At 33.4% G+C, this 24041-nt stretch carries 21 protein-coding genes, 1 tRNA gene and 1 pseudogene; 8 read left to right on the top strand and 15 right to left on the bottom strand.

Annotated features, from left to right (window positions below; genetic code table 11):
* Positions 1 to 51 precede the first annotated feature (51 nt).
* Both dapA and ACKOWY_RS05915 read right to left on the bottom strand, forming a co-directional pair.
* The gene (dapA, locus tag ACKOWY_RS05920) at positions 52 to 930 is read right to left on the bottom strand and encodes a 4-hydroxy-tetrahydrodipicolinate synthase (protein WP_408940519.1); all 879 of its coding nucleotides are present in this window, start codon (positions 928 to 930) and stop codon (positions 52 to 54) included.
* 1 nt (position 931) lies between these two features.
* Entirely contained in the window at positions 932 to 1450 is a 519-nt protein-coding gene (locus tag ACKOWY_RS05915) for a DUF6913 domain-containing protein (RefSeq protein WP_408940518.1), read from the bottom strand.
* 47 nt (positions 1451 to 1497) lie between these two features.
* Here ACKOWY_RS05915 and ACKOWY_RS05910 point away from each other — a divergent pair, with 47 nt between their 5' ends.
* Together ACKOWY_RS05910 and ACKOWY_RS05905 are read left to right on the top strand one after the other, a co-directional pair.
* Entirely contained in the window at positions 1498 to 2277 is a 780-nt protein-coding gene (locus ACKOWY_RS05910) for a 5'-nucleotidase C-terminal domain-containing protein (protein WP_408940517.1), read from the top strand.
* A 4-nt stretch (positions 2278 to 2281) separates the two neighbouring features.
* Entirely contained in the window at positions 2282 to 3193 is a 912-nt protein-coding gene (locus ACKOWY_RS05905; RefSeq protein ID WP_408940516.1) for a bifunctional metallophosphatase/5'-nucleotidase, read from the top strand.
* A gap of 39 nt (positions 3194 to 3232) precedes the next feature.
* On the opposite strand, the gene ligA is transcribed toward ACKOWY_RS05905, so the two are convergent.
* The 5 genes from ligA to rpsF form a co-directional block, all read right to left on the bottom strand.
* Positions 3233 to 5227, bottom strand: a complete 1995-nt coding sequence (gene ligA / locus ACKOWY_RS05900) for an NAD-dependent DNA ligase LigA (protein ID WP_408940515.1) — start codon at positions 5225 to 5227, stop codon at positions 3233 to 3235.
* Between the two features lie 75 nt (positions 5228 to 5302).
* A complete protein-coding gene (locus ACKOWY_RS05895) occupies positions 5303 to 5773 on the bottom strand; it encodes a DUF6495 family protein (RefSeq protein ID WP_408940514.1) in 471 nt (156 codons plus the stop codon).
* 67 nt (positions 5774 to 5840) lie between these two features.
* A complete protein-coding gene (rplI, locus tag ACKOWY_RS05890; RefSeq protein WP_408940513.1) occupies positions 5841 to 6281 on the bottom strand; it encodes a 50S ribosomal protein L9 in 441 nt (146 codons plus the stop codon).
* Positions 6282 to 6347: 66 nt separating this feature from the next.
* Entirely contained in the window at positions 6348 to 6641 is a 294-nt protein-coding gene (gene rpsR, locus ACKOWY_RS05885; RefSeq protein ID WP_408940512.1) for a 30S ribosomal protein S18, read from the bottom strand.
* A gap of 2 nt (positions 6642 to 6643) precedes the next feature.
* Positions 6644 to 6985: a 30S ribosomal protein S6 gene (rpsF, locus tag ACKOWY_RS05880; RefSeq protein ID WP_408940511.1), complete on the bottom strand. Its 342-nt coding sequence runs from the start codon at positions 6983 to 6985 to the stop codon at positions 6644 to 6646.
* 171 nt (positions 6986 to 7156) lie between these two features.
* On the opposite strand from rpsF, the gene ACKOWY_RS05875 reads away from it, so the two are divergent.
* A complete protein-coding gene (locus ACKOWY_RS05875) occupies positions 7157 to 7852 on the top strand; it encodes a LytR/AlgR family response regulator transcription factor (protein ID WP_408940510.1) in 696 nt (231 codons plus the stop codon).
* On the opposite strand, the gene priA is transcribed toward ACKOWY_RS05875, so the two are convergent.
* The 4 genes from priA to nadC are packed head-to-tail and all read right to left on the bottom strand — an operon-like array spanning position 7849 to position 12575.
* Entirely contained in the window at positions 7849 to 10296 is a 2448-nt protein-coding gene (gene priA / locus ACKOWY_RS05870) for a primosomal protein N' (RefSeq protein WP_408940509.1), read from the bottom strand. The genes ACKOWY_RS05875 and priA overlap by 4 nt on opposite strands.
* A 56-nt stretch (positions 10297 to 10352) precedes the next feature.
* Positions 10353 to 10787 (bottom strand): DUF2147 domain-containing protein, encoded by a 435-nt coding sequence (locus ACKOWY_RS05865; RefSeq protein ID WP_408940508.1) that lies wholly within the window; start codon positions 10785 to 10787, stop codon positions 10353 to 10355.
* Entirely contained in the window at positions 10768 to 11715 is a 948-nt protein-coding gene (locus ACKOWY_RS05860) for a YihY/virulence factor BrkB family protein (protein WP_408940507.1), read from the bottom strand. The genes ACKOWY_RS05865 and ACKOWY_RS05860 overlap by 20 nt, the downstream gene beginning before the upstream one ends.
* Positions 11715 to 12575 carry a carboxylating nicotinate-nucleotide diphosphorylase gene (nadC, locus tag ACKOWY_RS05855; protein ID WP_408940506.1) on the bottom strand — a complete coding sequence of 287 codons (861 nt, stop codon included), beginning with the start codon at positions 12573 to 12575 and terminating at the stop codon, positions 11715 to 11717. The genes ACKOWY_RS05860 and nadC overlap by 1 nt, the downstream gene beginning before the upstream one ends.
* A gap of 187 nt (positions 12576 to 12762) precedes the next feature.
* On the opposite strand from nadC, the gene ACKOWY_RS05850 reads away from it, so the two are divergent.
* The 3 genes from ACKOWY_RS05850 to ACKOWY_RS05840 all read left to right on the top strand — a co-directional run bounded on the left by ACKOWY_RS05850 (position 12763) and on the right by ACKOWY_RS05840 (position 18171).
* Positions 12763 to 17844, top strand: coding sequence for a T9SS type B sorting domain-containing protein (locus ACKOWY_RS05850; protein WP_408940505.1), 5082 nt, complete (start codon positions 12763 to 12765; stop codon positions 17842 to 17844).
* The gene (locus tag ACKOWY_RS05845) at positions 17844 to 17993 is read left to right on the top strand and encodes an SsrA-binding protein (protein WP_408940504.1); all 150 of its coding nucleotides are present in this window, start codon (positions 17844 to 17846) and stop codon (positions 17991 to 17993) included. Before ACKOWY_RS05850 ends, ACKOWY_RS05845 begins: the two co-directional genes overlap by 1 nt.
* 104 nt (positions 17994 to 18097) lie before the next feature.
* Positions 18098 to 18171, top strand: a tRNA-Arg gene (locus tag ACKOWY_RS05840).
* Positions 18172 to 18206: 35 nt separating this feature from the next.
* Here the strand turns inward: ACKOWY_RS05840 and ACKOWY_RS05835 are convergent.
* A complete protein-coding gene (locus ACKOWY_RS05835; RefSeq protein ID WP_408940503.1) occupies positions 18207 to 19496 on the bottom strand; it encodes an MFS transporter in 1290 nt (429 codons plus the stop codon).
* A 147-nt stretch (positions 19497 to 19643) separates the two neighbouring features.
* On the opposite strand from ACKOWY_RS05835, the gene ACKOWY_RS05830 reads away from it, so the two are divergent.
* Entirely contained in the window at positions 19644 to 20216 is a 573-nt protein-coding gene (locus tag ACKOWY_RS05830; protein ID WP_408940502.1) for a pentapeptide repeat-containing protein, read from the top strand.
* A 129-nt stretch (positions 20217 to 20345) separates the two neighbouring features.
* Positions 20346 to 21179 (top strand): 4,5-DOPA dioxygenase extradiol, encoded by an 834-nt coding sequence (gene ygiD / locus ACKOWY_RS05825; protein ID WP_408940537.1) that lies wholly within the window; start codon positions 20346 to 20348, stop codon positions 21177 to 21179.
* Between the two features lie 69 nt (positions 21180 to 21248).
* Here the strand turns inward: ygiD and typA are convergent, their stop codons facing one another.
* From typA to ACKOWY_RS05810, 3 genes and pseudogenes are all read right to left on the bottom strand, one after another.
* A complete protein-coding gene (typA, locus tag ACKOWY_RS05820; RefSeq protein WP_408940501.1) occupies positions 21249 to 23045 on the bottom strand; it encodes a translational GTPase TypA in 1797 nt (598 codons plus the stop codon).
* A gap of 193 nt (positions 23046 to 23238) precedes the next feature.
* On the bottom strand, positions 23239 to 23490 hold the full coding sequence (rpsT, locus tag ACKOWY_RS05815; protein ID WP_408940536.1) for a 30S ribosomal protein S20: 252 nt from the start codon (positions 23488 to 23490) through the stop codon (positions 23239 to 23241).
* A 321-nt stretch (positions 23491 to 23811) separates the two neighbouring features.
* Positions 23812 to 24018, bottom strand: a pseudogene (locus ACKOWY_RS05810) (PAS domain-containing protein); the annotation flags it as partial.
* Positions 24019 to 24041 lie beyond the last annotated feature (23 nt).

Below are 24041 nucleotides of genomic sequence, written 5' to 3'. Positions count from 1 at the left end.
GTTAATAAATAGTTACAATAAAAGATTTTTTTATTGTTTTATTTGAAATAATTATTGAAGGTTTTTAATGAAATTAGAAAGCCTATTTGATAAATCCGAATTTACATTCACTAGCGGTAAACGTAGCGTATTTTCAGACAATCCTAGCAATTTATGAACTTCTTTAATTCCTGCAGGATTTCCCTGTTCGAAAATCATATCAATAGCATCTGCTAATTTATAATGAATTTTATAGGCTTCATCGACTTTTCGTTCCAATCCTAAGCGTACCATATCCGAAAACAATTTAGGAAATCCTTCCCCAATTACCGAAATAACTCCACTTCCGCCGGCCAAAACCATTGGCAAAGTGACCATGTCATCACCTGAAATCACCAAAAAACCTTCTGGTTTGCCTTGTATTAACTTCATCGCCTGAACCAGATCTCCTGCAGCTTCTTTAATTCCGATAATATTCTTAAAATCATTAGCCAATCTAATCACCGTTGAAGGCATCATATTACAAGCTGTTCTACCCGGAACATTATACAAAATAACAGGAATTGGAGACGCTTCTGCAATGGCTTTAAAATGCTGATAAATACCTTCTTGTGTTGGTTTATTGTAATAGGGAGAAACCGATAATACCGCAACAAAATCAGAAAAATCTCTAGTTTTTAACTCCTCTACCAATTTATGTGTATTATTCCCTCCCACTCCAAGAACCAAAGGAAGTCGTTTATTATTGGCAGCAACTACCGTTTGAATCACTAACTCTTTTTCATCCGGACTTAAGGTGGCATTTTCAGCCGTGGTTCCAAGAACTACAAGGTAATCTATTCCATTATCAATCTGAAAGTTTACAATTCTTGTCAAAGCTTCTGTATCAACAGAAAAATCTTTTTTAAAAGGGGTTACTAACGCAACACCAGTTCCTATTAATGCTTGCATGTTATATTTTGTTTAATATTTTTAAATATTTAAATAATTCAGAAACGAAAACCGTATAATTTTCTGCATTCGTATTTATCATAAAATGATTGATACGTTTATCTATACTTGAAAATCCAACTTTAAAATTAGCTTTTGAAAGTTGGGTTATATCCAACAAACCTGCCTTTTCAATATCATAGTAACTAATCAATAAATCAAATTCTGTTTCAATAAAATCAACGACTTCTTTTTTATCGATTTCACCAGACCAATTCATATCTTGATACGAAAAAAAGGGCAAATCATTTTTTTCATTCTTCTTAATAACGTCTTTAAAAATCAATACCGAAATATTTTCGGCAACTATTCCGTTATCAATTAACTCTGTAATTAATTTTTCTCTTTCAAAAAAATAAGTTTCATCAAGCAGTAATCCAACTTTGGCAACCATAGAATTTGATGCTAAATGAGGCACATTTAGTAACTTTTTCTTAACGATTTTTTTCGCCCAATATTCCTTTATTTTATTCAAAAACATAGTACATTTACCGAATTACAAATTTAATTGATTTTAGTCGTATAATAATGGTAAAACTAAAAAACTATACTGTTGAAATAAAACATTTTGTTTTATTATTAACATTTGCAACTTTAATTGCCTGCTCCAGCCACCCTTTTTATGTCACCAAAATAGAAGGAAAAAAAATTGGCATTCAAAATCAACAATCCAGTAATTCAGAAATTGAAAACTATATCAAGCCTTATCGTGAACATATCGATAAGGATTTGAATGAAGTTTTAGCATATTGCCCTGAAAATTTAGAAAAATCTAAGGGCCAATGGCAAACCAATATTGGCTGTTTTCTTGCCGATATCACTATTGAAAAAAGCAACCCAATTTTCTTTCAAAGAGAAAATAAAAATATTGATGTTTGTTTTTTAAATCATGGCGGTATAAGAACAATAATCCCTAAAGGAAATGTAACCGCTAGAAATGCCTATGAAGTAATGCCTTTTGAGAACAGCGCGGTGGTAGTTGGCTTAAAACAAGAACAGATCATTGCCATTGCGAATTATATTATTTCTGAAAAAAAACCACATCCTTTGGCTGGAATGAGTTTTACAATTTCAAAAGAAAATAAACCCATTAATATATTAATCCAAGGAAAACCATTGGAAGAAAATAAAATCTATTATGTAGTTACATCCGACTATTTATCTAATGGTGGCGATAACATGGACTTCTTTAAAACTAATGTTTCCCGAAACGATTTGAATTATAAACTACGCAATATAATGATTGATTATTTTAAGGATGTGGATACCCTAAAAGTAAATACCAACATTAGAATAACCAAAGAATAAGACTATGAAAAGAAGAGATTTTATACAAAAAACAGCTGCAACTTCTGCTTTTTTAGGATTAACAAGCTTTTCCTTAAGTAGTTTTAAAAGTGAAAAAGTAAAACACATTACTATTTTACATACCAATGATGTACACAGCTATATCGATCCGTTTCCAGCAGATCATCCAAGAAATCCAGGAATGGGTGGCGTAGCAAAAAGAGCTACAATCATCGAAACCATCCGAAAAGAAAATCCAAACGTACTTTTATTGGATGCGGGCGATATTTTTCAAGGAACACCCTATTTCAACTATTATGGTGGGGAATTGGAATTCAAACTAATGAATATGATGGGTTACGACATTGTAACCCTTGGAAATCATGATTTTGATAACGGAATTGATGGTTTGCTTGCGCAAATGCCTAACGCAAAATTTGATTTTGTTTCCAATTATGGGTTTGAAAACACCGTATTAGATGGACATGTGAAACCCTACAAAATAAAGTATGTAGACGGAGTGAAAATTGGTGTATTTGGATTGGGAGTTGAACTACAAGGCTTAGTAGATAAGAAAAACTGCAAAGAAACCGTATATAACGATCCTATAGAGTCGGCTACAGATATGGCGCGAATACTAAAACAAGAAAACCAATGCGATATTGTAATTTGTCTTTCTCATATTGGTTATACTTACAAAGAAGATCCAAATAAAGTATGTGACTTAATTCTGGCTAAGAAAACTAAAGATATTGATTTAATTATTGGAGGTCACACACATACTTTTCTTGACAAACCAGTGATTGAAAAAAACCTAGATGGAAAAGATGTTCTGATTAATCAAGTAGGTTGCTACGGATTGAATTTAGGACGTATCAATTTTTATCTAACTTCAGATAAGGAAATAGCAAGCCAAGGAAAGTCTATTATAGTATAAAAAAAATCTCTATAAAACTAAAAAGGGTAATGCAGCGCGTTACCCTTTTATCATTTCTACAAAATCGTGTTCTGAAATAATTGGAATTCCCAATTGATTGGCTTTTTCTAATTTGGCCGGACCCATATTATCACCAGCAATTACATAATCGGTTTTAGCAGAAATTGAACCTCCTACTTTACCTCCATTATCTTCAATGGATTTCTTTAAATCATCTCTTGAAAAAAGTTCAAAAACACCCGAAACGACAAAGGTTTTCCCAACTAATAAATCGGTGGCATCTGGATTGAATTTTTCAACAATTTCAAATTGAACACCAAACGATTGTAACCGCTCGATTATCTTAGTATTGTCTTGATTTTCAAAAAACTCAATTACACTTTGAGCTATTCGATCTCCAATTTCATCCACCAAAATCAAGTCCATCATGGAGGCCTGACTTAAAGCGGAAATTGTCTTATAATGTTTAGCTAATTTTTTGGCTACTGTTTCACCTACATAGCGAATTCCTAGTGCAAATAATACCCGCTCAAATGGAACTTCTTTTGACTTTTGAATTCCATTTACTAAATTCTCAGCACTTTTTTGAGCCATGCGCTCCAATGGTATTACTTGCTCTACGGTTAACTCATACAAATCAGAATAATCTTTCACTAATCCATTTTCATATAATAACGCCACCGTTTCCCCACCTAAGCCTTCAATATCCATTGCCTTTCTAGAAATATAATGCTGAATTCTACCAATAATTTGAGGCGGACATCCATAATAATTTGGACAATAATGTTGAGCTTCCCCTTCTTTTCTAGTAAGTTCTGAATTGCATTCTGGGCAATGGGTAATGTATTTTGTAGGTTCAGATTGCGTACCTCTTTGCGACACACCAATAATTTTTGGTATTATCTCCCCTCCTTTTTCAACAAAAACAGTATCTCCAATTCGAATATCTAACTTTTCAATTTGATCGGCATTGTGCAAAGAAGCTCTTTTTACAATAGTCCCTGCCAATTGCACAGGCTCTAAATTGGCAACAGGCGTAATGGCACCAGTTCGGCCCACTTGGTATGAAATGGAATTCAATTTGGTAACAACTTGCTCCGATTTAAATTTATAAGCAATAGCCCATCGCGGTGATTTAGCCGTATAACCTAGTTCATTTTGCAAATTAAAATCATCCACTTTTATCACTACCCCATCCGTTTCATAAGGCAAATCATGGCGATGCACATCCCAATAATTTATGAATTCAAAAACCTCCTCTAAGTTATCTGCCAACTTGGATTGATTCGGAACTTTAAATCCCCAATTACGAGCGGCTTCCAAACCAGAATATTGTGTTTGAAAAGGCAAATCCGTTCCGGTAATGAAATACAATAAACAATCTAACGGACGCTTGGCAACTTCAGCACTATCCTGTAGTTTCAAACTTCCAGATGCGGTATTTCTTGGATTGGAATACGGTTGCTCTCCAATTTCAATCAGTTCTTGATTCATTTTTTCGAAACCATCCAAAGGCAAAATTATCTCCCCTCGAATATCAAATTTGGTAGGAAAATTACCTTTTAGTTGCAATGGAATAGATCGGATTGTTTTAATATTATTGGTAACATCATCACCTTGAAATCCGTCACCTCGAGTAACAGCTCTTAAGAGTTTTCCATCTTGATACGTTATAGAAATGGAAGCTCCGTCGTATTTTAATTCGCAAGTATATTTTAAAGGTACATTACCTAAAACTTTTTGAATTTTGGTTTCCCAATCTTGTAAATCTTCTTTGGAATACGAATTATCTAGCGAATACATTCGGTTTTCATGAACTACCGTTTGAAAGTTTTTGGTAATAGCCCCACCTACACGTTGAGTTGGAGAGTTTTCATCAAAAAATTCTGGATGGTGTAATTCAAGATCTTGAAGCTCCTTTAATTTTACATCAAACTCAAAGTCAGAAATAGTAGGACGGTCCAAAACATAATAATTGTGATTGTGTTGGTTTAATTCCTCTCGAAGTTGCTGAATTTTTGTTTGAATTTGCATAAAAAAAGAAATGGCTATTTAGTAAGTTTCGCGTACTAAAATAGCCATTTATTTTGAATCTAAAAAGAAAAAAACTTATTGAATAATAGAATTTATTTGAAGGTACAATTGTCCATCGCTTAAAATAGCACCTTCCTTAATTAAATTAAATATTGAAGCATTTCTATCTCCGTCATACCCTTTTTTTCCTGTAAGCATTTCAACGGTTTCTGTAAATAAATTATCACTCAACCACTCCATTCCCGATTTTTGCAAAAAATCCACATCTGATACTAATGATTTAATCACCATGGAATCAATATGATTTTCTTGACAGTGAAACAAGAAGATATGGTTTTTAGAAAAGTGCTCTAAATATTGAGCATTAGTCAACACGTTTTCCCAAATCAAATCAGAAAAAACATCCAATTCTTGCTCAGCAACTTCTGGGGTATTCACTTTTATTTCATCCCATTCTTTTTTATCAATGGATTGAGTTGCTAAAAAAGTAGCAAATTCTTGGTGCAATTCTTCAAATTGCTCTTTTGTTAATCTTTTATATTTCATAACACAAATGGTTTACAAAAAAAAGTCCCGATTTACATCGAGACTTTTAGATTATAGTAGTAAGTTATTATACTTCAGCTACAATTTCATAAGGTAATTCAACTACTACATCTCTGTGTAATCTCACAGTTGCAGAGTATTTACCAGTTCTTTTTACAGTTCCACTAGTGATGAATTTTCTATCAATAGTTTGTCCCGCTTTTTCTAATGCTTCAGCAATATCAATATTGGTTACAGAACCGAATAATTTTTCACCACCTGCTTTAGAAGAAATTTTAATTTCTAATGCTTTTAAAGCTTCAGCAACTTTTTGAGCATCTGCTACAATTTTAGCTTCTTTGTGTGCTTTTTGTTTTAAATTTTCAGCTAAAACTTTTTTAGCAGAAGGAGTAGCTAATTGAGCAAATCCTTGTGGGATTAAGAAATTACGACCGTAACCAGCTTTTACTGTAACTACATCGTCTTTAAATCCTAAATTCTGAACGTCTTGTTTTAATATAAGTTCCATGTTGTTGTCCTTAATTATAGAAGTTAGGTTCCCTTATTGGAGAAACCAACAACTGTTGATTTTAAATTATTTTAATAAATCGGCTACATATGGCATTAAAGCTAAGTGACGTGCTCTTTTAACAGCAACAGACACTTTTCTTTGATACTTCAATGAAGTTCCAGTTAAACGACGAGGAAGAATTTTTCCTTGCTCGTTAACAAATTTTAATAAGAAATCTGCATCTTTATAATCAATATATTTGATTCCAGATTTTTTGAAACGACAGTACTTTTTAGTTTTGTTAGTTTCAATATTTAAAGGCGTTAAATATCTAATATCTCCGTCTTTTTTTCCAGCTGATTGTTGTAAATTTGCCATGATTACGCTTTTGCTACTTTAAGTTTTTCTCTTCTTCTTTCTGCCCAAGCTACCGCATGTTTGTCAAGACTTACAGTCAAGAAACGCATCACTCTTTCGTCACGTCTAAATTCAGTTTCAAAAGCAATTAACACTTCTGGTGCTACTTGGAATTCAAATAAATGGTAAAAACCACTTTTTTTGTTTTGGATTTCATAAGCTAATTTTTTTAAGCCCCAATCCTCTTTAGATACCATCTTTGCTCCTCTGCTTGTAAGAAAATCTTCAAATTTGCTTACTGTTTCCTTTACCTGAACTTCAGATAAAACGGGATTTAAGATGAAAACAGTTTCGTAATGATTCATAATAAATATGTTTTTAATTATATAAAATTGGGTGCAAAAGTAAGTATTATTTATTAATAAACAAGCGTAATTAAATAATTATCGCTAAAAAGCAAAAAAAAGCTACAAAGATTAGGTTCACACTTTTAAAAAAAATATATTAGCAACACAAAATCACTAAATTAGCTGATAATGAAATTAAACTGTGTTGTAATTGAAGATAGTTCGCTACAAAGAATAGTTATTACGAAGTTAGTTAATAATCACCCAAACCTTAAGTTGATTGGTGATTTTTCGAATCCTATTGAAGCAAAGAGCTGCATTACGGCCAATGCGATTGATGTAGTACTTCTAGATATTGAAATGCCTGTCATTAATGGGTTTGATTTTATTGATAGTTTAAAAGTGAGACCTCAAATAATCTTTGTTACTGCCAAAGCCGAATATGCCCTAAAAGCATTTGATTATGATGCTACCGACTACCTTCAAAAACCAGTTTCTCAAGATCGTTTTAATATTTCTGTAAAGAGAGCTTTGGAAATTCATCAATTGAAAAGAGAGCATTTTGAAGAAGAAGGTGAACATATTTTCATAAAAAGCAATCTCAAAAAACTTAAAATTTTCACTAATAAAATTAAATGGATAGAAGCTTATGGTGACTATGTAAAAGTAGTAACCGAAGAAGATACCCATTTAGTATTATCAACAATGAAATCTTTTGAAAAAGATTTACCCTCAGAGCGATTCATACGCGTTCACAAGTCCTACATCATCAATATTGAAAAAGTAGAGCGATTTAACAGCAAGTTTGCAGAAATTGGTCCTACGAAAATTCCGCTGAGTAGAAATAAAAAAGAAGGATTGATAAAAGCACTTTACATCGATTAATAAAAATCTACATTTAAAGTAACTTTAATAGATCGATATTGAGCTACCGCCTCAAAACTATTAAGAATTTTCTGAATTGTTTTTTTGGTAGAAACCAGAGCTCCGTCTTGTGGAATCTTAACCATAATTGTTCGAATGTATTCATTTCGAATACGATTTATTCCGGGTTCTTCTGGCCCCAACACAGGAATTTGTAGGTTCTGACTCAACACTTGATACAACCACATCGAACCTTCTTTAAGCTTTTCAAAATCTTTATGCTTTAAAGTTAATTTGATCAACCTAAAATAAGGTGGGTATTTGTATATAAGTCGCTCATAAAGCTGCTCTTTATACATTGCAGCATAGTCATTATTAGTAACCTGCTGAATAATATTATGATTTACATTATAGGTTTGAATAATTACCTTTCCTCGTTTTTCTGCTCTACCTGCCCTACCAGAAACCTGTGTCATCATTTGAAAACTTCGTTCAAATGCTCTAAAATCGGGGTGATACAACATATTATCTGCATTCATTATTCCTACCAAAGTCACGTTGTCAAAATCCAAGCCTTTTGCAAGCATTTGGGTTCCCACAAGAATGTCAATTTCACGATTTTTAAAACTATCAATTAATTTTTCAAAGCTGTATTTCCCACGAGTGGTATCTTGGTCCATTCGCTTGATGTTTTTTGTAGGAAATAACTCAGCCAATTCCAATTCAATTTGTTCGGTCCCAAATCCTTTGGCTGTGATATCAACACTTGAACACACATGACAATTGGTTGGTTTTGCTATGGCATATCCACAATAATGGCAACGCAATTGATTCTTGAATTTATGATACGTCAAACTCACATTACAACTCGTGCATTGTGGAATATGTCCGCAAGTGATGCATTCTAAAACTGGAGAAAAGCCGCGTCTATTTTGAAACAGAATAACTTGCTCCCCCAAACTTAATGCTTCGGCAATGGCTTCAATTAAAGTCAAACTAAAATGACCTTTCATTCTTTTTTTGAAGTAGCTTTCTTTTAAATCAACCAGTTCAACATCTGGCAATGGCGCTTTTCCATATCGCTCTTTAATAGAAATCAATCCAAATTTACCCGACTGGGCATTAAAATAGGTTTCAATACTTGGCGTAGCCGATCCCAATAATACTTTTGCTTTTTGGGCTTGCGCCAAAACAATCGCAGCATCACGAGCATGGTATCTTGGTGCAGGATCTTGCTGCTTGAATGTTTGTTCGTGTTCTTCGTCTATAATAACCAATCCCAAATTAGAAAAAGGTAAAAATAAAGCCGACCTTGCTCCTATTACAATCTTTGCTTTATCGGATTTCTCTAATACTTGATTCCAAACTTCGATGCGTTCATTATTTGAATATTTCGAATGAAAAACCGCTACTTCATTTCCAAAATGCTGCGTCAATCTTGAAACCAATTGGGTGGTCAACGCAATTTCGGGCAACAAATACAAAACTTGCTTTCCTTGAGCAATATAATCTTCTATGAGTTTGGTATAGATTTCGGTTTTACCCGAAGAAGTAACACCGTGTAAAAGAGAAACTTCTTTAGATTGGAAACTCTCTTTAATTTCCTCGTATGCTCGGTTTTGAACCTCACTTAATAATAAGTTGGATTCTATTTTTTTGGAATCAAAATTTACGCGGTCGTGCTGGATAAAATATTCCTCAAAAATATTTTTATCTATTAATGCTTTTATTATAGTGGGAGTTGATTGAGATACTTCAGTTAATTGTTTCACCGAAATGGGTTTCTTCTCTTTAGCATTCAACTGAAAATAATGCATCAGCACCTCCTTTTGTTTGGCTCCTCTTAAACTATCTAATAAAGCAATTAAATTGCTTTCGGCAACATAATCCTCATGCAATCGAATATAACGTACTAATTTTGGTTTGTATTCTTCTTGGATTTCCTCTTGAAGTGTTAAAATGTTTTTTTGAAGCAACTTTTGAATTACTGGAAAAATATTTTTCTTATTCAAAATTGAAATTACATCTTGAACTTTGAGTGAACTTTGCTGCTGCAAAGCTTCATAAACTAAATATTCGTCATCCGATAAATCGGTAATAGCTATTGTTGAATCTTTTTGAGAAGAAATTGTGGTTTCACTTTCCAAGATAAATGCTGATGGCAATGCACCTCGAAAAACATCCCCAATAGCACACATATAATAAGTTGAAATCCACTGCCAATGAGCTATTTGAAACTCATTTACAATTGGCTTTTCATCTAATATCTGATGGATTTCTTTCGCATCATATAATGTGGGCGGAACCTGATGAAGATCAATTACAAGAGCGGTGTATATCTTGTTTTTACCAAAAGGCACCGCAACCCGCATTCCTTTTTGAATGTAGTTATACTCAGCTTCAGAAACACAATATGTAAAGGTTTTTGGTAGAGATAACGGTAAAAGGACTTCTATGAAATGCATTATTTGTTTTGGGTATTGCGAGTTAAAATAACTGTTTACTAATTATCTCAGAACAATTAACTTTTTACTCGGTACCAATATTGAGTTCTACCAATTAAAGAAAAACCTATGTAGCCTCTTACTTTGAGTTTGTCTTTATTTTCTAAAGAAATAGAACATTTGTAGAGTTTTCCGTTTTTAGGATCTAATATTTTACCATCAGTATATTCTTCTTCCTCTTTTATTAATCCTTTAATAATTACGAGACCTTGAATCGACTTATTCTTATCTTCTCCTTCACATTGCTCGCATTTTTTATTCTTACCAACAGGATCTAATATTTCTAATACACGGCCAAATATTTTGCCGTTTTTTTCAAAAATTTCTACAATAGATTTTTCTTTTCCTGTTTGATCATCAATAGTTTTCCATTTCCCAACAATACCTTGAGAAAATGAAATTTGGAAAATAAAAAATAAAATAAAAAATAATTTAATTCTGATTTGATTCATTTTTATCATGATTTGTTTTTTTTCTTAAATAATGAATAGATGCATTTAATTCAAAACCCAACAACAGAATCATACTGTTTATCCAAATATAGAACATTACAATCAATAGCGTTCCAATAGACCCGTAAAGTTCATTATATTTTGAGAATTTCACAACCCATATTCCAAAGAAATAAGAAGATAAAATAATTAAAATTGTAGTTAATACGGCTCCTATTGAAAAAAAAGAACGTTTCTTTTCTTGTTTAGTACCAAATTTAAACAACAATGAAGTAGTAATCAATATCATCAATATTAAAAAAATATAACGCCCCATTTCTATTAAAGGAATACTATCTGAAAGGACGTCTTGAATTTTTGATTTTTGTATAAATACTTCAAAAATTACAATGGCCGCTACTGTAATAATTAACAACAACGAAAGTAAAATTGACAAAGCCAATGAAATAAAATACTGACTGAAAAATTTTCTTTTTAAAGTAACATGATGCGAACTTTCAAATCCACCCAATATAGCGTTTACCCCATTAGCCATTAAGAATATAGCCATGAAAAATCCAGTTGAAATTAATCCGGAATGACTGTTGTGCAAAATATCATTTATAATTTTTGAAACAGCGTCAAATGTAGTTGGGGGTAAACTTTGATGTACAAAGTCCATGAAGTCGTTTTGAAAACCTTTAATAGGTATAAACGGAATTAAATTTAGAATAAATAAAGTAAATGGAAATAAAGCCATGAAAAAACTAAACGCAATGGCAGCAGCACGATAGGAAACGGCACCTTCAACAATCCCAATCACATACAATTCTAACAAATCATAAAGAGACAATCCATGCAACCAAGGTAATTTTATTGATTTACCAAAGCCAACCAATTGCTTTAGCACTGGAATCTTCAAGAGTTTATTTTCTATTTCAACACTCATTATTGAATTGCTTTTAAACTTAAGTCCATGTTATATACCGAATGCGTTAATGCACCTGATGAAATGTAATTCACTCCACATTCCGCATAACTACGAATCGTATTTTCATTAATGTTACCCGAGGATTCGGTTTGGCATTTATTTCCAATTAAAGCAACGGCTTCTTTTGTGTTTTCAAAATTAAAGTTGTCTAACAATATGCGATAAACACCTACATTCTCAAGAATTTCTTTAACCTCGTCTAGGTTTCTTGCCTCTACTATTATTTTTAAATCTTTATTATTTTGAATCAAATACTCCTTAGTTTTCTGAATTGCTTTTGTAATTCCGCCTGCAAAATCATTATGATTGTCTTTAAGCATGATCATGTCATACAGGGCAAACCGATGATTTTCACCACCACCAATTTTTACAGCCCATTTTTCACACGCCCGAAATCCTGGAGTAGTTTTTCGGGTATCTAAAATTTTAGCATTAGTTCCTTTTAGTAAATCAGCGTAACTTTTTGTTTTGGTTGCTATGGCACTCATTCGTTGCATCGAATTAAGAACCAAGCGTTCCGCTTTCAAAATAGATTGTGAACTTCCCGAAACTACAAAAACAACATCTCCATAATTTACGGATGTTCCATCCTGAATTTGAACATCCAATTTTAAATTGGAATCTACATAGTTAAAAATCATTTTAGCAAATTCAACTCCAGCAATAATTCCAGTATCTTTTACTAATAATTTGGCTTTACCTTCAGCTGAATTTGGTATGCAAGCTAAGGAAGAATGATCTCCATCACCTACATCTTCTCGAATGGCATTTTGAATAATTAATTGTAGTTCGTTTTGGAATTGAATTTCAGAAATCATAATTGTATTTTGATTTGCTAAAATAATTAAAAAAAACAACATCCCAAAGGGTAAATTTATCCACAAAATAACTCATACAATTAAACCAATATTATTTTTTATAGTCTTAAAAACTTTGAAGTTAATCAACAATTGTTAAAGAGTTAATTTGTACTTTATTTAAATAAAAAAATAGTACTTTTACGACATGAAAATCCCTCAATTTCTATATATATTATTAACATTTTGCTTGTCTTTAAATTGTTTTTCACAATTTAGTAAGACGCATTATATTCCACCATTATCTAATTCTGATAGTCAGGAACCACAAGGGCAATATATTTATATTTCTACTCCAAGCACCACTCCTATTAGCTTTGTAATTCAGGAGATTGGCGGGAATTCTATTTCAGGAACAGTAAGTAGAGACACGCCTTATGTTTATAACATTGGTAATGGATATGACACTCAATTATTGATTTCAAAAAGCGATGTAAATACCATAAAAAACAATAAAGGATACATTATTAACGCACAAGATTTAATCTATGCAAATGTTAGATTAACATCTACGCAACAAAATAATCAAGCAGGTGGATTGGTTTCAAAAGGTAAAGCAGGCCTAGGAACTCATTTTAGAATTGGAGCTTTCATCAATACAGGGGCGTCAGCAACAACAACAAATCACTACACTTTTGCAACAATATTAGCTACAGAAAATAATACTACAATTTCATTTGGTGATATCAAACCCGGAGTACAATTAATTAATAATACTGCTGCTGGCAATAATCCTGCAAACATTATTCTTAATGCCGGGCAAAGTTTCGCCATGGCTGTGGTAGGACCCACTGATGCAAATAGAGATGGATTAATTGGTGCATCAATCACATCAGACAAACCAATTGCGGTTAATTGCGGTTCTTTTGCAGGAAGTAATGGAACTACTTCCAATTTAGATTTAGGTATGGATCAAATTGTTTCTGCTGAAAGAACCGGAATGGAATATATTTTCGTTAAGGGCTCTGGTTTAGATGTAACCGAAAGACCTTTGTTAATCGCCGATTTAGACAATACTGAAATTTATCTTAATGGAAGCACGACTCCAACTACAACTCTTAACTCTGGGCAATATTTAGCTTTAAGTGGTGCAGATTTTTCAGGGAATGGCAATTTATATGTTAGAAGTTCTAAAAATATTTTTGCATATCAAGGAATTGGAGGTTCGGATAGCCAAGCAAATCAAAACATGCACTTTGTACCACCATTAAGCTGTCAGACTCCAAAATCAATCAACAACATCCCAAAAATAAATGAAGTTGGTAATTTAACCGATTTCTCCGGGACTGTTTGTATTGTTACCAAAACAGGTGCCAATTTAACTTTCATTATTGATGGTGTTAATTACACTTCAACTACATTACCTGGCAGTTACAACCTAACGGGACCTTTAAGTGTTACTGGAAAGCCCGATTTTGTTACTTATACCATGGAAGGATTAACCGGAAATATTTCTATATTTTCAACTGAGCAAGTATATGTTTCTTATTATGGATCTAGTGGTGCAGCAACTTATGGTGGATTTTATTCTGGATTTACCTTTAAACCTGAAATAGTTTTTCAACCTGTTGCAGGTTCTTCTTCAAATTGTATCCCAAACATTAATCTTAATGTTAATGCTATAAGTAACTTTGATTCCTATCAATGGTATTATAATGGAAATCCAATTTCTGGAGCAACATCCAACAACTACACTCCTCTTCAACCCGGATATTATAAAGTAAAAGCTTCCTTAATAGATTGTGGAATAGATTATTTTTCTGATGAGATTCCGGTAAGTTCATGCCCAACTGATAACGACAATGATACTGTTATTGATAATTTAGATAGTGATAATGATAATGACGGAATCACAAACTGCACTGAGGCATATGGAGATCAGGCCATTTCATTAATTAACCCCGCATCGGGGACTATTTCGGTTTCCAATTATTCAAATACTTTCACCGGAATTACAACTACTACAGGAGCGGCTAGCGCTACTCCGTTTATTGGAAGTGCTGATGGTAGTTTTATTTCAGAAATTCCTGCCGGAAAAACAAATCAGGTTAAATACGAAATGACATTTAACCAACCTATTTCTTTGGATTTAGAATATGTATCTACTGCAAATTCATCTGATTTATTAAATTCAAATGGAAATTTTATTGTTAATTCACCAATCAACAAGACCATAACAGTATTAAATCCTAACAATCAATTATTGATTGACACCAATTATGACGGAATTTACGAAAGCGGAATAACTCAATATTCTTCATTTGAAATTCGTTTTAGACTCAATAGCACCACACCGCTTGCCGCAGGAACAGGAACCTTCAAGTTTGTGACAAATTATTCCAATACTTTTATTTTTACTCATAGCAATCTTTCTGATTCTGTTGCAGATAAAGCTACCTTTAAGCTAAAAGCAAGTTGCGTTTCAAAAGATACTGATGGAGATGGTGTTCCAAATCAAATGGATTTGGACTCTGATAATGACGGAATTCCAGATGCTGTTGAAGCACAGGGAGCTACAGTGATTCCAACTTCTGGTGTTGATGCCAATCACGATGGAATTGATGATGCTTTTGGTGCTGGACTTACTCCTGTAAATTCCGATAATGATAGCGCAACCGATTACTTAGATTTAGATTCTGATAATGATGGTATATTTGATTTAAATGAATCGGGTTCTAGTGCTTTAGATGCAAATTTAAACGGTGTTATTGACGGAAATAATTTTGGATTAAATGGACTAGCCAATTCTTTAGAAACTTCTGTAGATAGCGGAGTACTAAACTATACTGTTACCAATACCGACTCTGATTCTTTATATAATTATTTAGATATTGATAGTGATGGAGATGGATGTTTGGATGCTGCTGAAGCGGGTTATTCACAATTTGATAGCGGTACCGGAACATTAGGAACCGCAGTTCCCCCAACTGTTAATTCAAATGGAGTGGTAACTAGTGGACCTGCCTATATAAATCCGAATCAAGATTATATAATAGGTGCACCAATAATAATTACAACCCAACCTCAAGACGCAATAACCTGTGAAAACCAAAGTGCAACATTTAGCATTGTAACTAATGCGGTTACCTCCTATCAATGGCTTGTATATAACGGTACCACATGGGCCAATGTTACAAATAATGCTATTTACTCGGGAGCGACAACAAATACACTAACAATTTCGAGCGTAAGTGTGGCAATGTTTGGTTACAAATACAAAGTAATATTGGTTAAAAGCGGAAATCGATGCGGAATGATATCAGCCGCTGCAACACTTACAAGTTATGCTTCACCGTCACTTACAAGTCCAATAACCGTTAAACAATGTGATGATGACACAGACGGAATTTCTAATTTTAATTTAACTGTAAATAATCCTCAAATTTCTAGTAATTACGCTACCGAAACATTTACCTATTTCACAACACAACCTGGAGCGATTACTAATGATCCTTCTGTAAAAATAAACAATCCATTAGCTTATTCTAGCGGAACTGGAACTGTTTGGGTACGTGTTGAAAACATTCACGGTTGCTATACAGTGGGTCAAATAAATTTATTGGTTTCTGCCACACAAGTAAATGCAGCTACTTTCCATAGAAATTTTACTTTATGTGATGATGCTGTTGTTGGAATTTCTACGGATACAGACGGAACCACATTATTTGATTTTAGCAGTGTGACCAATGATATTAATTTGATTTTACCTCCTCCAAGTTCAAATTATACCATTAAATATTATGCAAATAATGCAGATGCATTAGCGCAAGTTAATGCAATAAATCCTGCATCATATCGAAATACTGTGCCAAATCAACAACAAATTTATGTTAGAATTGACAGCAATAATTTCCAAGGATGTTATGGTCTAGGTCCATTTATTACCATAACTTCTGAAGCTTTACCAATTGCCACTCCTGTTAATTCTACCAACACGATAAGACATTGTGATGACGATCAAGATGGCATTTATACATTTGATACTTCCACCTTGCAATCTTCAATATTAAATGGGCAAACAAATAAAACAGTAACCTATTATGATGCTACAGGTGCAGTTATCAATCCAATTCCAACTTTTACTGTAAACACAACCCAAACCATTACAGTAAGAGTCACTAATAACATAACACAAGCTTCTAATGGCCCTTGCTATGATGAGGAGACAATTACTTTTATTGTAGATAAATTACCGCAAATTTTTCCTGTGTCGCCATTTCAATTAATTAAATGTGATGACGAAATTAATAATCCGGCAATGCAAAACGGAATTTATCCATTTGACACAAGCACAATTGAAAGTACACTAATGGGATCGCAAACCGGAATGACTATTTCATATACTTTAGCTAACGGTCAGGTGCTACCTCATTTGCCAAATCCGTTTAATACGGCCACACAAAATGTGATTGTAACTATTGTAAACCCTATAAATACTTCATGTCCTGCAACAAGCACTTTAAGTTTTGTAGTGAATCCAATTCCTAAAATAGATTTAAACACGAATGGAGAAGCCAATGAAATTGTATGTACAAATCTTCCAACTTTTAGCGTAACCATAAATGCTGGGGTATTAAGTGGCACACCAACAAATTTATATACCTACCAATGGTACTTGAATAATGTTCTAATTCCTGGTGCTACAAACTATTCGTTGAGTGTTTCACAAAGTGGAAATTATTCTGTAGTAGTAACAACAGCTGCTGGTTGTAGTGAAATAAGACCAATAACGGTAACCTCTTCGGTTATTGCGTCTATAGATCAAGTAAATGTGGTAGATTTAACAGATGTTAACTCGGTGGAAGTTATTGTTTCGGGTAATGGTGGAAACTATGTATATAGCATTGAAGATTCTTATGGGCCTTTTCAAACTTCCAATTATTTTCAAAATGTCCCAATGGGATTCCATACAGTTTACGTAAAAGATTTAAACGGCTGTGGAGTTGCTGAGCAAGAGATTTCGGTTCTTGGTGCTCCTAAATTTTTTAGTCCAAATGGTGACGGCTACAATGATACATGGAATATTAAAGGTGCTAACTACAAATTTTACTTCAACACCCTAATTAAGATTTTTGACCGATACGGAAAATTTGTTAAACAAATTTCTCCTGTTGGTGAAGGTTGGGACGGAACTTTAAATGGGTATCAATTACCATCTGATGATTATTGGTATAACATTCAATTAGAAAATGGCAGAAATGCCAAAGGACATTTTAGTTTAATAAGATAATGGTATCCCTATTTAGAATAATAGCCAAGCTAAACAAATTGCTTTTACCAAGTTTTACTAAGCAACAACTGGATATAACCAAAGCCAAAAAATGGCAACTTGCTATTATTGGATGGCGGTATTATGTAACTAAACGAGCTTTAGATTAATTCTTCCCTACAACTTCAAGTGGAAATCGAATTAAAAAGATGGATAATTTTGATATTCCATTTGCAAATAACAGATTAATGCCTATATTTGCACCCACAAAAAAGGCCTCGTGGCGCAACTGAATAGCGCATCTGATTACGGCTCAGAAGGTTACTGGTTTGAATCCAGTCGAGGTCACAAAAACCCTTATAAACATTGTTTATGAGGGTTTTTTATTTTTCATCTTCACGATCATTATTGAAAGTGAAATTTCGCAATTGGGGCACTTTTACAAAAGTGAATGCCACGACTCCAAGAGTCAAACAACCTCCAACTACCACCGCCCTAACGGTGCCCAACCAATTGGCCATTACCCCACTTTCAAAATCACCAAACTCGTTCGAAGAACTAATGAAAATGGTATTAACAGCAGAAACTCTACCACGCATGGCATCCGGTGTAACCAATTGCAATATGGTACTTCGTATTAATACACTAACCGCATCCAACATACCCGATAACAATAGCATCGCAAAGGATAAATAAAAATTAGTTGAGATTCCGAATACAATGATTGACAAAGCAAAACCGGATACGCATAAAAACAACTTTCTTCCCGGATGTGTTTTTAAAGGAATATAAGCCAACAGACCTAAGGTAATTAATGCTCCTATTCCAGGTGCTGCTCGCAAGATTCCAAAACCCACCTCATTTACATGCAAAATTTCTTTTTGATATACCGGCAAAAGAGCCACGGCACCACCAAAAAATACCGAAAACATATCCAAACATTGCGCGGCCAATAATGTAGGCGTATTCATAACAAAACGCAATCCCTCTTTGATGCTTTTTAATGCAGGTTCTTTTTCAAGTTTTAATATAGGCTTTACACTAATTTTAAAAATCGGAATATAAACTAGCATCAAGAAAATTAATACTGCAAAAAGTCCGATTGTTATACCAGTCCAAGCAATAAAAATTCCGGCAACAAGAGGGCCAAGTACCGAACCCATTTGCCAAGACATACTACTCCAACTTGTAGCATTAGGATAATGTTCCCTTGGCACCACCATTCCGAAAAGGGAAAACATAGAAGGTCCAAAAAACGAGCGAAGTATCCCAGCAATAAATACAAAAAAGTAAATTAAGCCTACTAAAATTGTAGTAGAAAGACTTTTTTGTACAAATGGCAAAGCGATGACAAACAAACAAATGGCGGTAATAAAATATCCATAAAGACAACGCACAACCATTTTTCTTTTTTCGTTATGATCTACAAAATGTCCTGCAAATAAAGAACAACCAATTGCTGGAATTACTTCGGCAAGACCAACTAATCCTAAAGATAGTTTGTTATTGGTAAGCGAATAGACCCAAAAATACAAAATGGTAGATTGCATGTGCAACGCAAATATCAATCCGAATCGAGTTGCAAGAAAGGCTTGAAACTCTTTAATTTTGAGCGCCGGATTTTTATAAAAAAAACCGGAAACCGAAATCGATGAGGGATTGACTTTATTCATAGAGAATTCAATTAGAAAATGCTAACAATTGAATTTCAAAAATACCACTTTTGACTTACTAGTAATCCGATTAAAATTATTTTTATCAACAATCAAAACCACTATTAAGAACAAATTTTCATTAGTTTTACAATCTTATTTTTCATTATGCACACTGATTATATTTTAGACCAAGAATTTAGAAACGAAATTCTAGACGACAACAACACCAAGTACAAAGATTTTGAAAATTGTAACTTCTACAATTGCGACTTTAGAGATTGTACCTTTAAAACAATCACCTTCATCGACTGCAATTTCTTTGATTGCAACTTTCAAGATACAAAGATTAATTATGTGTCGCTACGCGGTGTATTTTTCAATAAATGTAATTTCACAAATGTGAATTTTGCAATGACCGATCAAGTGATTTATGAATTTCATTTTACAGATTGCTTGCTTGATTACGCAAAGTTTTATGCTTTAAAAATGAAAAAAATGAAATTCATCAACTGCAGTTTGATTTCAGCCGACTTCATGTCGAGTGATTTAACCGAAGTATTATTTGACAATTGCAATCTCCGAAGAGCAGTGTTTATTGACACCATTGCTAATAAAGCCGATTTTTCTACCAGCTATGATTATAGTTTTGATCCCGAAAAAAACAAAATTAAAAAAGCTATTTTTTCAATGGAGGGATTAAAGGGACTACTAGAGAAATACGATATAGTAGTTAAATAACAGTCCCCTATCCATAAAAAAATCCTAACAAATTCAATTAATTCAAATTCAATTCATACATTTGTATATACAAGTGTTATTATTTTGAACCGAATTACATTTATTAAAACATTAATTGGAGGAGCAACTATGGCATCATTACAGCCTTTTTATAATTGGACCAAAGAATTATCCGAAGAAGATTACAAACATCCTGTACTTTTTATTGGTCATGGTTCTCCAATGAACGGAATAGAAGATAATGAATTTTCACAAACTTGGAAGAAATTCGGAAAAGAAATACCAAAGCCTAAAGCGGTTCTTGTAATTTCTGCACATTGGTTAACCAATGGAACCAAAATTACTGCAATGGAAAATCCGAAAACAATTCATGATTTTGGAGGTTTTCCTAAAGAATTATTTGAGGTGCAATACCCTGCAAAAGGAAATCCCGAATTGGCTTTAGCAACCCAAAAGTTAATAACATCTACACCCGTAGAACTAGATCATGACTGGGGATTGGATCATGGAACATGGACAGTAGTTCGGCATATGTATCCCAATGCGGACATTCCGGTATTGCAATTGAGTATAGATTACAATAAACCTGCGCAATATCATTTTGATTTAGCGAAACAACTGGCTACTTTGCGTAAAAAAGGCGTATTAATAATTGGAAGTGGCAACATGGTGCACAATTTAAGAATGATAGCTTGGGATAAACTCAATGAAAATAATTATGGCTACGATTGGGCAATAGAAATGAACTCGATTTTTAAAGATAAAATTGCCTCTGGTGATTTTAAATCACTTATTGCGTATGAAAAATTAGGAACTGCAGCTCAACTTGCTATTCCTACCCCCGATCATTATTTTCCGTTGCTTTACAACCTTGGATTACAAGATAGCGCCGATTCAATTAGTTTCTTTAATGACAAATCGGTTGGAGGATCGTTAACCATGACCTCTGTTAAAATTGGATAATCAATAAGTTATAAAAAACAAAAAAGTCCTGATTTCTCAGGACTTTTTTTTATGAACTAGTTTCATTAATTATATTTTGAAACGCTTTCTATCATTTTCGTTTAAGTAAATTTTACGCAGACGCAATGATTTAGGAGTCACTTCAACATATTCATCTTTTTGAATGTACTCCAATGCTTCCTCTAATGAGAATTTTATTGCAGGAATAATTCTAGCTTTATCATCTGCACCAGATGAACGAACGTTAGATAATTTTTTAGTTTTAGTAACATTTACCGTCATATCATCGCTACGGGTATTTTCACCAATAACTTGACCTTCATAGATATCTTCATTAGGATCAACAAAAAAGCGACCTCTATCTTGTAATTTATCAATAGAATATGGAATAGCTTTTCCGTTTTCCATAGAAATTAACGAACCGTTATTTCTTCCTGGAATTTCACCTTTGTAAGGCTCGTATCCAATAAAACGGTGCGCCATGATTGCCTCACCTGCAGTTGCAGTTAACAATTGATTTCTTAAACCAATAATTCCACGAGATGGAATATTGAATTTAACAATCATACGCTCCCCTTTTCCTTCCATTGAAAGCATTTCTCCTTTTCTAACAGAAACAAACTCTACCGCTCTACCCGAAAGGTTTTCAGGTAAATCAATAGTTAATTCCTCAATTGGCTCGCATTTCACACCATCTACTTCTTTAATGATAACTTGTGGTTGACCAATTTGAAGCTCATATCCTTCTCTTCTCATGGTTTCAATAAGAACAGATAAGTGAAGTACACCACGACCAAAAACCATAAATTTATCAGCAGAATCAGTATCTCCTACACGCAACGCAAGGTTTTTCTCTAATTCTTTTGCCAAACGATCTTTAATATGTCGCGATGTTACAAATTTTCCTTCTTTACCAAAGAATGGAGAATCGTTAATAGTAAACAACATACTCATAGTAGGCTCGTCAATGGCAATGGTTTGTAAAGCTTCTGGATTTTCAAAATCGGCGATTGTATCTCCAATTTCAAAACCTTCTACCCCTACAATTGCACAAATATCTCCTGCTACAACCTCAGCTACTTTTTTACGACCTAAACCTTCAAAAGTATGAAGTTCTTTAATTCTTGACTTGATTACTTTGCCATCTCTTTTTACTAATGAAATTGGCATACCTTCTTTTAATTCTCCTCTTTCTAATCTACCAATTGCAATACGACCTGTAAATGAAGAAAAGTCTAAAGAGGTAATCAACATTTGAGGTGTACCTTCAGAAACTTTAGGAGCAGGAACGTGTTCTACCACCATATCTAAAAGAGGCTCAATATTGTCTGTTACATTTTCCCAATGATCCGACATCCAATTGTTTTTTGCAGAACCATATACAGTTGGGAAATCCAATTGCCATTCTTCTGCACCCAATTCAAACATTAAATCAAAAACTTTTTCATGCACTTCTTCTGGAGTACAGTTTTCTTTATCTACTTTATTGATAACCACACAAGGCTTCAAACCTAAATCGATTGCTTTTTGCAATACGAAACGCGTTTGAGGCATTGGTCCTTCGAAAGCATCTACCAAAAGGCAAACACCATCGGCCATATTCAATACACGCTCTACTTCTCCACCAAAATCGGCGTGACCAGGAGTGTCAATAATGTTGATTTTAGTACCTTTATAAACAACCGATACGTTTTTTGAAGTAATAGTAATACCTCTTTCACGCTCAAGATCGTTGTTGTCTAATATTAGGTCCCCTGTATTTTCGTTTTCACGAAATAGTTGACAATGGTACATGATTTTATCAACCAAAGTAGTTTTACCGTGGTCAACGTGGGCAATAATTGCAATGTTTCTGATAGATTCCATCTTGTTTTTTTAGGAGGTGCAAAGGTACACTTTATTTTGACAAAAAAAACCCTACACCCAATACTTTACATTTTAATAACCAATTGGTAGTTTATTTAGCTGAAGTAGAGTATTAATAGGATAATAGAAAGGTATAAACAAAAAAAAACTCTCATTACTGAGAGTTTTTAAAGTATTTTGAAAAGGAAAAATATTACATTTTCGCAACGTGCTTCGTTAATTTAGATTTTAAATTAGAAGCTTTGTTATCGTGAATGATATTTTTCTTAGCTAAACGGTCAATCATAGAGATCACACCAGCAAGTTTAGAAGCAGCATCTGCTTTATCAGTAGCTAGTCTAATTGCTTTGATAGCATTACGAGTAGTTTTGTGTTGGTATCTATTTAATACTCTTTTCTTTTCGTTACTTCTAATTCTTTTTAAAGCTGACTTGTGATTTGCCATTTTTCCTTTTTTTATAGAAGGGTTGTCTTTTATGATTACTATTTTAACTAAATCATTAACGGTTTCATTCAGTAAATAGGTTGATTTTGAAAAGCCATTTATAATTTCTTTGAGCTCAGGATCTTCAATTGTCAAATCATCTATTAAATTCAATAATCCTGTAAGGTTAGAAAGAGGAGCTCTCAAATTGTGTGAAGTAATATAAGAAAACTGCTTAAGATCCTTATTATTTTGTGTCAACTCTCCAATGAGTTGTTCACGTTCTTTTTCGCGCTCTTTTTCCTCTGTAACATCTCTCTGTATAGAAATCCAGTGGGAGTGCTCACCTTCTTTATTTGTAACAGGAATCATTGAGAAATTAACCCAAAACTCCTCCTTATTCTTTTTATAACTAATTGTCTCAACAAAGCATTCTTTGTATTCTTGTATAGCAGTTTTTAATTTATCAAACTCTAAGATATCCGATTTTGGTCCAAAGAACATGGCAGGCGATTTACCAATTACCTCCTCCGCAGGATAACCAGTCATATCAGTAAATGCTGAATTGACGA

This window comes from Flavobacterium sp. (genome assembly GCF_046073885.1).
Lineage (GTDB): Bacteria > Bacteroidota > Bacteroidia > Flavobacteriales > Flavobacteriaceae > Flavobacterium.
This window is presented reverse-complemented; position numbering and strand designations above follow the sequence as displayed.

What these genes read in the sequence shown, in the direction of transcription:
- ACKOWY_RS05905 (WP_408940516.1), top strand. Translation starts at nt 2,282, where the DNA reads ATGAAAAGAAGAGATTTTATACAAAAAACAGCTGCAACTTCTGCTTTT.
- ACKOWY_RS05845 (WP_408940504.1), top strand. Translation starts at nt 17,844, where the DNA reads ATGGTATCCCTATTTAGAATAATAGCCAAGCTAAACAAATTGCTTTTA.
- ACKOWY_RS05860 (WP_408940507.1), bottom strand. Translation starts at nt 11,715, where the DNA reads ATGAGTGTTGAAATAGAAAATAAACTCTTGAAGATTCCAGTGCTAAAG.
- priA (WP_408940509.1), bottom strand. Translation starts at nt 10,296, where the DNA reads ATGCATTTCATAGAAGTCCTTTTACCGTTATCTCTACCAAAAACCTTT.
- ACKOWY_RS05850 (WP_408940505.1), top strand. Translation starts at nt 12,763, where the DNA reads ATGAAAATCCCTCAATTTCTATATATATTATTAACATTTTGCTTGTCT.
- ACKOWY_RS05915 (WP_408940518.1), bottom strand. Translation starts at nt 1,450, where the DNA reads ATGTTTTTGAATAAAATAAAGGAATATTGGGCGAAAAAAATCGTTAAG.
- typA (WP_408940501.1), bottom strand. Translation starts at nt 23,045, where the DNA reads ATGGAATCTATCAGAAACATTGCAATTATTGCCCACGTTGACCACGGT.
- ACKOWY_RS05865 (WP_408940508.1), bottom strand. Translation starts at nt 10,787, where the DNA reads ATGAATCAAATCAGAATTAAATTATTTTTTATTTTATTTTTTATTTTC.
- rpsR (WP_408940512.1), bottom strand. Translation starts at nt 6,641, where the DNA reads ATGGCAAATTTACAACAATCAGCTGGAAAAAAAGACGGAGATATTAGA.
- ACKOWY_RS05895 (WP_408940514.1), bottom strand. Translation starts at nt 5,773, where the DNA reads ATGAAATATAAAAGATTAACAAAAGAGCAATTTGAAGAATTGCACCAA.
- ACKOWY_RS05830 (WP_408940502.1), top strand. Translation starts at nt 19,644, where the DNA reads ATGCACACTGATTATATTTTAGACCAAGAATTTAGAAACGAAATTCTA.
- ACKOWY_RS05875 (WP_408940510.1), top strand. Translation starts at nt 7,157, where the DNA reads ATGAAATTAAACTGTGTTGTAATTGAAGATAGTTCGCTACAAAGAATA.
- ygiD (WP_408940537.1), top strand. Translation starts at nt 20,346, where the DNA reads ATGGCATCATTACAGCCTTTTTATAATTGGACCAAAGAATTATCCGAA.
- ACKOWY_RS05910 (WP_408940517.1), top strand. Translation starts at nt 1,498, where the DNA reads ATGGTAAAACTAAAAAACTATACTGTTGAAATAAAACATTTTGTTTTA.
- ACKOWY_RS05835 (WP_408940503.1), bottom strand. Translation starts at nt 19,496, where the DNA reads ATGAATAAAGTCAATCCCTCATCGATTTCGGTTTCCGGTTTTTTTTAT.
- rpsF (WP_408940511.1), bottom strand. Translation starts at nt 6,985, where the DNA reads ATGAATCATTACGAAACTGTTTTCATCTTAAATCCCGTTTTATCTGAA.
- ligA (WP_408940515.1), bottom strand. Translation starts at nt 5,227, where the DNA reads ATGCAAATTCAAACAAAAATTCAGCAACTTCGAGAGGAATTAAACCAA.
- rplI (WP_408940513.1), bottom strand. Translation starts at nt 6,281, where the DNA reads ATGGAACTTATATTAAAACAAGACGTTCAGAATTTAGGATTTAAAGAC.
- dapA (WP_408940519.1), bottom strand. Translation starts at nt 930, where the DNA reads ATGCAAGCATTAATAGGAACTGGTGTTGCGTTAGTAACCCCTTTTAAA.
- nadC (WP_408940506.1), bottom strand. Translation starts at nt 12,575, where the DNA reads ATGATTTCTGAAATTCAATTCCAAAACGAACTACAATTAATTATTCAA.
- rpsT (WP_408940536.1), bottom strand. Translation starts at nt 23,490, where the DNA reads ATGGCAAATCACAAGTCAGCTTTAAAAAGAATTAGAAGTAACGAAAAG.